We start from the raw sequence: 12,286 nt of genomic DNA on the forward strand, positions 1-12,286 counted from the left end.
CCGTTAAAATAAAAGAAAAAACTGGTGGTGGAATGATGGAGAAGAGACAAATTGGCACTTCTGAGCTTCATGCGAGTGTGTTGGGTTTAGGCTGCATGTCACTGGGCACAGATCTGAACATAGGGAAGAACATTATTGAAGCAGCTCTTGATGCCGGCATTAATTATTTTGATACAGCAGATTTATATGATTTTGGCGAAAATGAAAAGATTGTCGGCCAAGCTTTGAAGCCGGTTCGCGATAAAGTGATCATTGCGACAAAAGCAGGCAACCGCTGGAATGAAAACAAAGATGGCTGGAGCTGGGATCCTTCCAAAAAACACATAAAGGAAGCAGTCAAACATAGTCTGCAGAGGCTTCAGACAGATTATATTGATTTGTATCAGCTGCATGGCGGTACAATCGAAGACAATATAGAGGAAACGATTGAAGCATTTGAGGAGCTTGTAACGGAAGGCTATATCCGCTATTATGGCATCTCTTCCATTCGCCCAAATGTGATTCGCGAATATGCGGAAAAATCAAATATCGTCTCGGTTATGATGCAATACAGCATGCTTGACCGCCGTCCAAAGGAGCAGGCGTTTCCGCTTTTAGAGCAGAAAAAAATAAGTGTAGTTACACGCGGTCCGCTTGCAAAAGGAATCTTAAACGGCAATCTGGCCAAAGCACAAAAAAACGGCTATTTAAGCTACAGCTATGAAGATTTGCAGCAGCTAATCCCAAGCCTTGAAGAGAAGCTTGGCGATCGCTCTCCAGGTGAAATCGCTATGCAATTTAATCTGGCACAGCCTGCAGTCGCTTCTGTCATTGCTGGAGCAAGCTCGGTTGAACAAGTTCAGCAAAATGCTGCCGCAGTCCGCAAACCGGCCCTATCACTGGAAGAATTGAAAGTGATTCAACAACTAACAACCAGTACCGGATATTCGGAACACAGATAATAAAAAAAGGTCATCTTAGCAAATTAAGATGACCTTTTTCTATAAGATTTTTACTTGTATTCACGCCAATTCATATTGCTTTCCCCAAGCAGCTCCTCAAAGCTTTTATTCTTTTCGCGCTGTTTACGTTCTTCTTTTTTGCGGCGCTCTTCTTCTTCCCGTTTTTGATCGGCTTCTGCTTTAAGTTCCTGCTTTTTATTTTTCAGCTGATCCATTAAGCTTTCGTTTAACATATCTCCGAGCGTAACGGGCTTATCTTCTTGTTTACGGGCCGGCTGCTGTTTTCTCTTCATTGCTTGAATCCTCCGCTTAATTTTTTGCTCATTATAGCAAAAAACTTGTCTCTTGGCGATGTTAAAATCTGAATTAAAAAGCTTCGGTTTTAACAGAGTCATCTACATGTAGCTCCGCTTCTGTTGCCTGTACAACCTCTTCAACTGTATAGCCTTTTGCCACTTCGGCGAGTTTTAAGCCTGTTTCAGTCACATCAATCACGGCCATTTCGGTGATGATTCGGTTGACGACCTGCTTTCCCGTCAGCGGCAGCGTGCATTTTTTCAGGATTTTCGATTCTCCGTTTTTATTCACATGATCCATTATGACAATGATGTTATTGGCTCCATGCACTAAATCCATCGCACCGCCCATACCTTTAATCATTTTTCCGGGGATCATCCAATTGGCAAGATCGCCTTCCTGTGATACCTCCATTCCGCCGAGTATGGCAATATCGACATGTCCGCCGCGGATCATGGCAAATGATTCGGCACTATCAAAATAAGAAGACCCAGGGATTGCGGTGACGGTTTCTTTACCTGCATTGATTAGATCCGCATCCTCTCCGCCTGCTTGCGGATATGGGCCGATTCCAAGTAAACCGTTCTCGGATTGAAGAACCACTTGTTTATTTTCTCCGATATAATTTGCCACTAATGTCGGCATTCCGATCCCTAAGTTTACATAATAGCCGTCTTTAATTTCCTTTTCTGCCCTTCTTGCAATTTTTTCACGGATTGCTGCTTTATCGTTCTTCATATGTACAACTCCTTTCACTTTATTTGCTTACCGTCAAACGCTCAATCCGTTTTTCTTGGGTACCTTGGATCATTCCCTGTACATAAATGCTTGGTGTATGAATGCTATTCGGATCCAGCTCACCGATTTCCTTTAACTCTTCGACCTCCGCAATCGTTACTGTCCCTGCGGCAGCTATCATTGGGTTAAAATTGCGTGCCGTTTTCAGATAGATTAAGTTGCCCATTTTATCTCCCTGCCACGCCCGCACTAAGCTGAAATCTGCTTTCAATGCCTCTTCGAGTAAATATTCTTTGCCATTGAAGATCTTTATTTCTTTTCCTTCTGCTATCGGTGTGCCAACGCCTGCCGGTGTATAAAAAGCGGGAATGCCTGCTCCTCCTGCTCTGATTTTTTCAGCAAGCGTCCCTTGCGGCAGCAATTCTACCTGCAATTCCCCAGACAGCACCTGTCTTTCAAACTCTTTGTTTTCTCCCACATAGGAACCGATCATCTTTTTGATTTGATTGTTTTTTAACAGCAATCCAAGTCCCCAATCATCAACTCCGCAATTGTTAGAGATCACTGTTAAATCTTTTACACCCTTCTCCATTAATGCAAGGATAAGATTTTCAGGTATTCCGCATAAGCCGAAGCCTCCAACCATAATGGTGGCGCCATCGTGTATCTCTTCTACCGCTTCACTAAACGAGCTATAGATAGTTTTCATATTTTCTGCTCCTTTCTTCCTAATAAAGCAAACGCTTACATTTCATTTCTCATTTAAAAAAGATTCATGCTATATCCATATTATTACTTCGTGAAAATCTGCAAAAATCCTTTTATTTTGTCAAAATTCCTATTATTCTTGCATTTACTAAAAAGCCTGCCATACAATGGAGAAAACGCTTTCTTAAAGCGTGCAGAAATGCGCTATTTTCTATGTTAAAGACTATACTTTTTTACTTTATGAAAAAGGAGCTGAAAACATGACGGACAGTCTTCCTGCCGAAGTGACAATTATTGAAGTTGGCCCGCGGGACGGTTTGCAAAATGAGAAGGAATTTGTTCCAACAGACGTCAAAAAGGAATTTATTGCTAGATTAAAAGAGGCTGGCATTACAGAAATGGAGATCACTTCATTTGTCTCTCCAAAATGGGTGCCGCAAATGCAGGATGCTGATGACATTGCTTTCTCCTGTCTGACAGACCATACGCGGGAGATCATCCTTGTGCCAAATACAAAGGGAATCCTCAGGCTCTATCAAACATCCTGCAAGGCTGCTGCTGTATTTGTTGGAGTCAGCAATTCGTTTAATCAAAAAAACATAAACAAAACAACAGAACAAAGCATGACCGAACTTGTTCCGCTGATTTCTGAATTAAAGGAAAAGGGATATTTTGTGCGCGCCTGTATTTCCACCGCCTTTTATTGTCCATATGAGGGAAAGATCGACTTTCAGGATACGCTAAAGCTTTGCCGCCAATTTGCTGAAGCCGGCGCTGATGAGCTCAGTGTGGCAGATACAATTGGCATGGCTGTTCCTTCAGAGTCCTATCAGCTCTTTTCCATGCTGGTCAAGGAATTTCCGAATACATTATTGACTGCTCATTTTCATGATACCCGCAAAATGGCTCTCGCCAATATCTACGCTGCCCTTCAGGCAGGCATCAGCCGCTTTGATACATCTGCAGGCGGTCTTGGCGGCTGCCCGTTTGCACCTGGAGCTTCTGGAAATGCAGCCACCGAGGATGTTGTTTACATGCTCGAGCGCATGAATATTCAAACGAATATAGATTTAAATAAGCTGCTTCGTGCTGTTGACGCCGTCAAGCCCTATCTTACTCGGCCGATTGAAAGCATGTATTATAAACTTCATACTTAAACTTATTTTAAATACTTCCATGAATAAGTGCCGCACATTTTATCCATCTTAAAAGAAGACCTTATTTAGGAAGGAGCTTATGAAATGAGCCAAAAGCGCGATAAAGGAAACAGCCAAAAAGGAAAACCAAACAGCGATACAGTTAATAACACTATAGCCGCTGAAGAATTAGAAAAGGCAATTCATCCCACCAAAAGACAAAATTCACAACAGTGATTTGTTCTTTAACAAGTTAGGGCCGCTGCTTTAGCAGACGGCTTTTTTTATCATATACCTTTGTTTCTAAACCTTGCTCTTTATGAGAAAATGGAAACTCCTATGCACTTCTTCAGTTGCTTTCCAACATATTCAGCCTGGTTCCTATCAAAATTTTCATTTTTCTATCAAATAAAACTGCTTTCCTATCAAAAATTTTCGTTTTCCTATCAAACAAAACCGCTTTCCTATCAAAATTTTTCGTTTTCCTATCAAACAAAATCGCTTTCCTATCAAAATTTTTCGTTTTCCTATCAAACGACCCCTTCTTCCTATCAGGCATAAATTTATGTTAAGTTTTTTCCTTTTCTACATATCTGTTATCCCTTTGCATAAGACTATATGTGAAGAGATCACATGCCTTTATTAGTATGAATATATTGTGTAATTTTACATTTTTAGGCTAATCGATAGTTTATTTTTTCTTGGTAATGGTAAAATAAAAGAAAAAAACATTAAGGGGAAATGAATATGAGACGACTTCTCCGTTTTTTACTTTCTTTCATTCTCTTTTTGACTACTCTGGGGGTTTATTTTTCAAATCGCCTAATGTATATGAAGAAGAAGGATGAAAATTTTATTTTAAATCGTGAAAAAGAGGCTGGCCGATTTGATCCCCTTGCCTTCGAAAATCTTCCTAAAAGAGAAGTTTCCATCTCTTCCCCTTTCGGCTATCCATTAAAAACGATTATAGCTGAACCACATGACCGGAAAAAGTACATCATTATTGCACACGGAGTGACCGAAAATAAGATGAACTCGGTTAAATATATGAATATCTTTCTGAAGCGCGGCTATAATGCGGTCATTTATGACCATCGGCGCCACGGTGAATCAGGAGGAAAAACAACGAGCTATGGACATTACGAAAAGTTCGACCTTCAGGCTGTTGTTCAGTGGCTGAAAGCGGAGAAGGGACCAGATGTTCAAATCGGCATACATGGTGAATCGATGGGAGCTGCAACTATGCTGCTATACGCGGGTATGCTTGAGGACGGGGCGGACTTTTATATCGCTGATTGCCCTTTTTCCGACTTTGAGGAACAGCTTTCTCATAGACTGAAAACGGAAATGAAGCTGCTGCCGCCGAAATTGTTCATTCCGCTTGCGGATTTATTTATACGAGTGCGCCAGCGGTATTCCATAAAGGATGTCTCTCCAATATCGGTGATTGAAAATATTCAAAAGCCTATCCTTTTCATTCACAGCCAACTGGATGACTTTATCCTTCCAACAATGACTGAAGAACTCTTTCAGCGCAAACAAGGACCCAAAAAACTCTATTTGGCGACAAACGGCATCCATGCCCAATCGTATAATGAAAATAAGGAAGACTATGAGCGTGTTATTGATGAATTCTTGGATGAGTATGTCGGTGAAAAAAAAGTAAGAGATGAAGCATTTGCACAGGCAGATATATAAAAAACGGCATGAAGAGTTCCTTCATGCCGGTCTTTTTATACACTTGCTTTTTTCGTTTGATCAATCAGACTCATACGCGGGTTTAAATACTGATTAGGACTTTTCAGCTGAAAGCAGTTAGCTGCTTCAGAAAAATCAATGATGAGTTTTTCATCAAGAAAGACAATTTTAGACTTTTCTATATATATACTGCCTGAAGAAGTTATAACCTCAAGATCATCGCTATCGAGTTCGTCTACAAGCCATAATGCTGCCACACCGCTGACAACACAGCCGCATCCCTCTGTATCATATTTCAGTTTCAAAAACCCTTCTTTTCCCTCTAGTCGCTCTTTTAATTTAACGGCTGCTGTTTCTGTAATTTTAATTTCCATGAATTCTTCTCTCCTTTCATGGCTGAATACGTTATTTTAACATATTTCTTGCCGCTGCTTCTGCTATTTTGCTTTTGCCTGTTGCTTTCTGTCTCTCTTCCTTATACCATTATTGCGAGGGGGATGAGAAAGTATGCAAAAAGTACAAATTAAAGTAAATGATAATGGTTCGCTCCGCATTACTGGTGACGTGGAGTTAGTTGACGCAGAAGGAAATCCGTTTGAGACAAAGCCAGCATTTTCGCTTTGCCGCTGCGGGTTAAGCGCAAAAGCTCCGTTTTGTGACGGAAGCCATAAAGGTAAGTTTGAATCTGCCGTTCGCGCACCAAAGCCAGAAGGCTCAGAAGAATAAGATTCCACATGCATATGTTTTCAGTATTCTTTCTGAAGGCATATGCATTTTTTCATACGATCAGGCAGCTAATATCTTGTCTTAAGCTGGTCGTCCCTGGGCAAGCACCTTCCGCTTTTCTATTTGTCTAGCTCCGGCGACTAGCCGCTCGAGGTCATAAGTCAATCCGTTCAGAAGGTTAAAGAACAACCTTCCGCCCGGCTCGCCTTATGCTTGTCGCGGCTGGGCAAGCCGCCTCCGCTTTTCTAGTCATCCGCTAATCGCACGTCAACTACACTGCTTAGATCGATGCGGTGAATTTCATGAAACCGGTCAGCAATGTGAAGGCGTTTGTTCATTTCATCCCAGAAGTGGATGGTTCCCATCGTCAGCTCATACTTCTGGCGCCGATAATGCGTGATTACCACATTGCTGTTAAATTCCATCGCTTCCGCCAGCACTTCATTCAGCCTTTCCACTTCTTGTTCATCAAGCTCTTTCTTTTGTTCGTATTGATCCTCATCTGCCCAGTCACGCAGCATCTTCACATGTTCTGGCAGCATCATGGCTGTCCATTTAATTCTTCCCCGATCCCGAATCATGTCAAACACCCCTTGTCCTTGTTACATTTTATGCCCGCCTACGAGTTTTGCGCGATGCCTTGCTGTGCCAGCCTCTGTATAGGAAACCGCCCGAAGAAGAGAAGCCGATCCAAAGCGCCTGCGGATTCCATCCATTGTGTAGCCAAGCTTTTTTCTGCGCCATTCATCCAAATCAAATAAGCTCAGCTGCAATTCATGATCATCCTCAATATTGCTTAGTGACATCGTAATCTTCCGCACCGTTTTCCCTTCATAAAACTGCTGAAATAGCTCCAGACAAACATGATAAACATCCATCGTGATATTTGTCGGCCGCTCAATCGTCTTTGAACGATAAAAGCCACCTCCGAGTTCATCCTTGCTATAGCTAACTCCAAAGCTGATCGTCCGGGCTGTTTTGCGGTGTGCACGTGCCCGTCTTGTTACTTCTTCGCACATTTCCAGTATCACATTTTTAATTTCATGCTCTTCTTTATAATCTCTTAATAAAATTTGACCTTTGCCAAAGCTAATCTGCCCTTCCATAATCGGAGCCCCAATCTCAGACAAATCAACACCCCATGCATGAAAATAAAGCTGATTGCCCATAACACCAAATTTCTTCTCAAGCTTTTTCAAATCATAGCGAGCCAGCTGGCCGACTGAAAAAATCCCCATGCTGTTCAGTGTTTTTTCTACTTGGCGGCCAATTCCCCACATTTCTCTTAAAGGAGAGACATTCCAAAGCTTCGTTTGCACATCATCGTACGTCCACTCTGCTATGCCTTTTCCTTTTGCTTCGAGATCAAGGCATAGCTTTGCCATCAGCATATTGGGACCAATCCCAATTGCGGATGGAAGCTGAAATTCCCGTTCAATGTCATCCTTGATCTTTTCCGCAATGGTGATTGCGTCTCCCCATAAATGCAAGACACTGTCAACCTTCAAAAAGCTTTCATCCACACTGTACGTATGAATGTCCTCCTTTGGCACATAACGGTTAAATACACGTGTAATTTCAGTCGAAACCCGCAGGTACGTTGCCATCTTCGGCTCTTCAATCCTGATGCGCGGATCGTTCGGAACTTCAAAAAGTCTCGAACCCGTCTTGATGCCGAATTCCTTCTTGACCTTTGGAGATGCGGCAAGTACAACACTTCCCTTGCGCTCATGGTTGCCGGCAATCACAAGATAGCAGTTCAGCGGATCAAGCCCCAGCATGACAGCCGTACAGCTTGCATAAAAGCTCTTCATATCAATGCATAAGATTTGCCCTTGCGGCAATGAACGATAATCCACCATAGAGGTCCCTCCACCTTGCTTACACATATAATACTTTTTAAAACGAACACTCGTTCTGTTTATATATACCCATTATGATAAGCGAATATACGTTCGTTTTCAATGGAAATTTTACGACGAATTTCTTATATCCCCCTCTGCTGCCAGACAGAAAGCCGTTATAATAAACAAGAGGTGACACAAAGTGGAAAGACGGTATGTATATAAAATGGTGCAAAGCTGCCTTGGACAATATAACTGGGAGAAGGATTCAATTCCCTGCGAAAGCACAGAATTTGCGGAGATTTATGAGAAGGTTATGACAGTAAAAAAAGATGAACCTGAAACGGATTTGCATGATATTGTCAGCGATATTGTGTATGGATATGTAACGGGTTCGCCGTATTTTTAAGATCTGATGCATTTTAATGCGGGTGGGATTTTAAACAAAATTAGGGAAACCATGAATAAGGTTTCCCCTTCACTTATAGACTTATCTTTTTGCATCTGCCTGAATGTCTATAACAAATGTGTAGGAAACCGTTCCGTTAGCCCATTCTGCTAAGGCTTCATAGATATACTTCCCTTTACTTGAGGGCACAATTATCTGATTAGCATTTTGTTCGATTTCTTTTTCTCTTCCATTTTCATTCCATAAATAAACTGTAATAGTTGGATTTTCCTCAATCATAATCTCCACTTTTTCATTAGGGTTAACGCTAATTGGTTTCATGTGGTCTGCGATTTGATAAGGCGAGGCGTGGTCTGTTGCCACTACTTCTGTTTCTAAACCTTTTTTTCTTTCCCAGTGATAACCTCCCTCTTCCATCTGATGCTCTATCCCGTTAATGATAATTAGCCCTGTCATAGTTGGAGGAAATTCACTGTTTAAGTCTTCAGTTCCTATATCTGCAACATTATTTGAACAACCCATTATTAAAATGATAAATAATGCTAAAATCATTTTTAATCTCAAAATATCCCTCCTTTACTGATTTGACGAATGTTACTTTTTAAAGTTTCACTTATTTTTCATGCGTCTCCACTTGCAACACCAACCTAGAATGTTGATTAAATATCGAACATTCAGCGCAATGATTAAAAAATCACTTTTCTATTAAATCACGCAAGATAAAAAGCACTGCTTTGTGTGCAGTACTTTTTTCAAATTCTACTCTTCATTAATCCATAACCCATTGAATTTGATGGGCATCTATAAATTTAGTACTCTCTCTTGTCGATAGATCCAATATATAAGTATTGCCCACAGAGTCAGCAAAGATCCCTTCTAAAATGGTCCCGATTGGCGTAAAGTGTTCCATCGAACGATAGACTAAATAGTTTCCATTTGGTGAAAATCCAATAGAGTCATAGCCTGTAAATTTTTCATCATAAATTCCGTTAAATTTCTTAAGTATGCTTTCGTTTCCGTTCTCAGAAAGATAAAGGGACCCTTTTTTGGAAGCAACAGAAAGATCCTGATTCTCGTTCTGCAGATAGTCCGTGTCCATTTCCATTACATCTGCTTGGAGTACAGTCGGATTGCTTTCTCCTTCTTTTAGGGAAAACAAGCTCCAAGAGCCGTTATTCATTGCAATAAAAGTAAACGTTTCACTTATACGATCATAATAAAAATCGATAATATTATGATTAAAATCTCCGTAACCATCATTTCCTTTCCCGTTATGGCTATATACTAAGGCTTTGTGTTGTAAAGAGGCATCCGATTTAAATAATGTTAATACACCATCAACTCTTTCGGTAAAGTAAATCGTCCCTTCTAAATCAGACAATAAATCTGAATTGGCGCTGCGTGTAAAAAATTGAAAAGCATTCAAGAAAATAACCAAAATTAAAATAAGCAATAAACTTCCTAAAACCACCTTTTTCTTCACGAGTTCACCTCTTATAAATTCCAAATATCATGTCAAAATCCTTATAATCATTTTACTATAAATACTAATTTCTTCACTATATAATTCTAAATGTGAAAAGACCACATATAAATGCGGTCTTTTCAGGTGGAGTTTATGAGATCTTATTTACCTTCATGATTAGTGCTGCTTATTCGGAAGCTTTTCGCTAGCGTGCTTCTTACCTTGACGCTCTTCGTTCTTTTTGGCTTTTTCCTGTCTTTCGTGCAGTTTTTCAACAAATTCGTGTGTATTATCCATATGAAAGTCCCCCTTTTCAGAATTCATTTTTAATGTATCCTGATTAGTGAAGTTCATACAGATGCATTACTTTTTATTAAAGGCACGCCTGCCGGCTTTTTCAAATAATCCCGGAAAGAGCGCAAATATTTTACTGCCGAGATTCATCCAGCCTGGCAGATTAATTTCACGGACAGGCATTTCCATTGCGGCTACAATTCTTTGTGCAACATACTCAGGCTTCAGCATATATCTTTGGACATTTTTTACATATGTGCCCTCTGTATCAGCTGTTGCAAAAAAATCGGTTGCAATCGGTCCAGGATTAACAGCTGTGACATGGATGCCAGCTTCCGCTACTTCCATCCGCAGACTGTTTGTAAACCCTAAGACTGCGTGTTTCGTTGCAGAATAAACACTGGATTTTGGTGTCGCAATTTTGCCGGCCTGTGATGCAATATTGATAATATGCCCGCTTCTCCTTGCCCGCATGGCAGGAAGCACTGCGTTTGTGCAAGAGATCAGTCCAAAGACATTTACAGCAAACATGGTCTTTACTTCATCCATCGGCACTTCATGCGCATGGCGAAAAACGCCAAATCCAGCATTGTTTACAAGAATGTCTACATGGCCAATTTCCTTATGTATTTGCTCAAAAACAGCCTGAACTTGATCTGTATCGGAAACATCTAAAGCAAAAACAGATATAGCTGCACCATATTTCGCTTCCCAATCTGCCTTCATTTGCTCAAGCTTGCTGACAGTTCGGGCAAGTAAAACAAGACGGGCTCCCTGCTCTGCACAAAGCTCAGCCATTTTAGCGCCGATGCCGCCAGAAGCTCCTGTTATGACAATATGTTTATGTTTTAAACTCAAAAGTAAATCACCTCAATTAGCATAGTAAAGAAACAAGCCAGCAAAACCACAGGCTTAGTTAGCCAATGCACTGATTTTTTTCCTTGTGCAGCTAAATTATCCTTTCACACAAGTATAAAGAAATGCTGCTGCTTCTTTATTAATACTAATTTCCCCTAATGCTTGCAAATAGTCAAGCTGGGCAATGGTTTCGGAAAGAGTTAGGGCAAGCTCTCTTTCATAAACAGAAGGAAAAAGCCGTTTACACACTTGAAAAACCGTAAGCGCTTCCTCTTCAAGCCATTCTTTTACCGTCATAGCACGCTCATGCTGACGTCTTAGGCGTTTATCAACTAATTCATTTACATTCTCAATATTTTCACCGTGACCAGGATAGACCAATGAAATCGGCTGCTGCTTCAATTTTTCAAGAGATTCATTAAACTGAAGCTGTGGCTTGGGGCGCTCATTGCTGCCCAGAAGCGGAGGCTCTAATAATGGATTGGCTGAAATATGTGCAAGCAAGTGGTCACCGCCAATAAAAATTCCATCTTTTTCGCGGATTAAGCCAATATGGCTTTGTGCATGGCCTGGTGTTTCAATGACAGTCCAGCCTTCAAGTCCCGGAATGGAATCTCCCTCTTCCAGCACGCCTGTTAAAGAGCGGCTGCATGCAAAGCGCAATGATCTTTTTAATAAAGGAATCACCATTTTATATTTCTCAGGAATTCCAAACTCTGCAAATAATTTAAAATAAAAATCATCATGTGCCTGTAAAAATTCATCTGTGCGATTAAGCCATCTTTCATTTAAAAAGTGCCCATAGACCGGGAGTTCCTTAGGGAAATAATCAAGCAGACCTGCATGATCGGGATGGTGATGTGTCAGTATCACTTGTTCAATATCATCCGGTGTAAGACCCAGTTCCCACAGCTGGCTTTTCAAAACCTGCCATGCCTCTTCTGTCTTTGGGCCGGCATCAACTAAAGTCATCCTCTCTCCCCTAATAGCATAAACATGAACATCACCAACAGGAAAAGGTGTTGGCACTGTAAGTTTAGCCACTCCATTTTTCCATCCTATCACGATCATCACCCTTTATTATGGTTATATAATTTGGTTCATTTGGGGAACCATGCGCAGAATCTCTATGTCTTGTTTCTGGTCCAAATACATTACAACATATTTACTCT

The 12,286-nt window shown here is 40.9% G+C and carries 17 protein-coding genes; 6 read left to right on the forward strand and 11 right to left on the reverse strand.

Going from position 1 to position 12,286, the window contains the following annotated elements; all coding sequences use genetic code 11:
* The first annotated feature begins 35 nt into the window (after positions 1 to 35).
* Positions 36 to 941, forward strand: coding sequence for an aldo/keto reductase (locus tag J1899_RS14550; protein WP_214474845.1), 906 nt, complete (start codon positions 36 to 38; stop codon positions 939 to 941).
* A 50-nt stretch (positions 942 to 991) separates the two neighbouring features.
* Here the strand turns inward: J1899_RS14550 and J1899_RS14555 are convergent, their stop codons facing one another.
* The 3 genes from J1899_RS14555 to J1899_RS14565 form a co-directional block, all read right to left on the reverse strand.
* A complete protein-coding gene (locus tag J1899_RS14555; protein WP_066451526.1) occupies positions 992 to 1,234 on the reverse strand; it encodes a YqkE family protein in 243 nt (80 codons plus the stop codon).
* A 73-nt stretch (positions 1,235 to 1,307) separates the two neighbouring features.
* The gene (locus J1899_RS14560) at positions 1,308 to 1,976 is read right to left on the reverse strand and encodes a CoA transferase subunit B (protein ID WP_214474847.1); all 669 of its coding nucleotides are present in this window, start codon (positions 1,974 to 1,976) and stop codon (positions 1,308 to 1,310) included.
* Between the two features lie 19 nt (positions 1,977 to 1,995).
* A complete protein-coding gene (locus J1899_RS14565) occupies positions 1,996 to 2,685 on the reverse strand; it encodes a CoA transferase subunit A (RefSeq protein ID WP_214474850.1) in 690 nt (229 codons plus the stop codon).
* 259 nt (positions 2,686 to 2,944) lie between these two features.
* Here J1899_RS14565 and J1899_RS14570 point away from each other — a divergent pair, with 259 nt between their 5' ends.
* From J1899_RS14570 to J1899_RS14575, 3 genes are all read left to right on the forward strand, one after another.
* Positions 2,945 to 3,841 carry a hydroxymethylglutaryl-CoA lyase gene (locus J1899_RS14570; protein ID WP_214474852.1) on the forward strand — a complete coding sequence of 299 codons (897 nt, stop codon included), beginning with the start codon at positions 2,945 to 2,947 and terminating at the stop codon, positions 3,839 to 3,841.
* A gap of 84 nt (positions 3,842 to 3,925) precedes the next feature.
* Positions 3,926 to 4,057 (forward strand): hypothetical protein, encoded by a 132-nt coding sequence (locus tag J1899_RS22755; RefSeq protein WP_257297433.1) that lies wholly within the window; start codon positions 3,926 to 3,928, stop codon positions 4,055 to 4,057.
* 510 nt (positions 4,058 to 4,567) lie between these two features.
* Positions 4,568 to 5,518 (forward strand): alpha/beta hydrolase, encoded by a 951-nt coding sequence (locus J1899_RS14575; RefSeq protein WP_066443929.1) that lies wholly within the window; start codon positions 4,568 to 4,570, stop codon positions 5,516 to 5,518.
* A gap of 35 nt (positions 5,519 to 5,553) precedes the next feature.
* On the opposite strand, the gene J1899_RS14580 is transcribed toward J1899_RS14575, so the two are convergent.
* The gene (locus tag J1899_RS14580) at positions 5,554 to 5,892 is read right to left on the reverse strand and encodes an iron-sulfur cluster biosynthesis family protein (protein ID WP_066443927.1); all 339 of its coding nucleotides are present in this window, start codon (positions 5,890 to 5,892) and stop codon (positions 5,554 to 5,556) included.
* A 133-nt stretch (positions 5,893 to 6,025) separates the two neighbouring features.
* Here J1899_RS14580 and J1899_RS14585 point away from each other — a divergent pair, with 133 nt between their 5' ends.
* Entirely contained in the window at positions 6,026 to 6,244 is a 219-nt protein-coding gene (locus J1899_RS14585) for a CDGSH iron-sulfur domain-containing protein (protein ID WP_066443925.1), read from the forward strand.
* A gap of 245 nt (positions 6,245 to 6,489) precedes the next feature.
* On the opposite strand, the gene J1899_RS14590 is transcribed toward J1899_RS14585, so the two are convergent.
* Together J1899_RS14590 and J1899_RS14595 are read right to left on the reverse strand one after the other, a co-directional pair.
* Positions 6,490 to 6,825 carry a YolD-like family protein gene (locus J1899_RS14590; protein ID WP_066443920.1) on the reverse strand — a complete coding sequence of 112 codons (336 nt, stop codon included), beginning with the start codon at positions 6,823 to 6,825 and terminating at the stop codon, positions 6,490 to 6,492.
* A gap of 21 nt (positions 6,826 to 6,846) precedes the next feature.
* Positions 6,847 to 8,106 carry a Y-family DNA polymerase gene (locus J1899_RS14595; protein WP_066443917.1) on the reverse strand — a complete coding sequence of 420 codons (1,260 nt, stop codon included), beginning with the start codon at positions 8,104 to 8,106 and terminating at the stop codon, positions 6,847 to 6,849.
* Positions 8,107 to 8,290: 184 nt separating this feature from the next.
* Between J1899_RS14595 and J1899_RS14600 the strand changes: the two genes are divergently transcribed.
* Positions 8,291 to 8,497, forward strand: a complete 207-nt coding sequence (locus tag J1899_RS14600) for a YqzH family protein (protein ID WP_066443912.1) — start codon at positions 8,291 to 8,293, stop codon at positions 8,495 to 8,497.
* A gap of 81 nt (positions 8,498 to 8,578) precedes the next feature.
* Here the strand turns inward: J1899_RS14600 and J1899_RS14605 are convergent, their stop codons facing one another.
* The 5 genes from J1899_RS14605 to J1899_RS14625 form a co-directional block, all read right to left on the reverse strand.
* A complete protein-coding gene (locus J1899_RS14605) occupies positions 8,579 to 9,061 on the reverse strand; it encodes a hypothetical protein (RefSeq protein ID WP_246586493.1) in 483 nt (160 codons plus the stop codon).
* 205 nt (positions 9,062 to 9,266) lie between these two features.
* Positions 9,267 to 9,980: a hypothetical protein gene (locus J1899_RS14610; protein ID WP_214474854.1), complete on the reverse strand. Its 714-nt coding sequence runs from the start codon at positions 9,978 to 9,980 to the stop codon at positions 9,267 to 9,269.
* Between the two features lie 159 nt (positions 9,981 to 10,139).
* Positions 10,140 to 10,259, reverse strand: coding sequence for a DUF4023 domain-containing protein (locus J1899_RS14615; protein WP_066443905.1), 120 nt, complete (start codon positions 10,257 to 10,259; stop codon positions 10,140 to 10,142).
* A 66-nt stretch (positions 10,260 to 10,325) separates the two neighbouring features.
* Positions 10,326 to 11,114, reverse strand: a complete 789-nt coding sequence (locus tag J1899_RS14620; RefSeq protein ID WP_066443896.1) for an SDR family NAD(P)-dependent oxidoreductase — start codon at positions 11,112 to 11,114, stop codon at positions 10,326 to 10,328.
* Between the two features lie 96 nt (positions 11,115 to 11,210).
* Positions 11,211 to 12,179: an MBL fold metallo-hydrolase gene (locus J1899_RS14625; RefSeq protein WP_214474857.1), complete on the reverse strand. Its 969-nt coding sequence runs from the start codon at positions 12,177 to 12,179 to the stop codon at positions 11,211 to 11,213.
* Positions 12,180 to 12,286: the final 107 nt, after the last annotated feature.

The sequence above is a fragment of the Cytobacillus gottheilii genome (assembly GCF_018582665.1).
Classification (GTDB): Bacteria; Bacillota; Bacilli; order Bacillales; family Cytobacillaceae; genus Cytobacillus; species Cytobacillus gottheilii.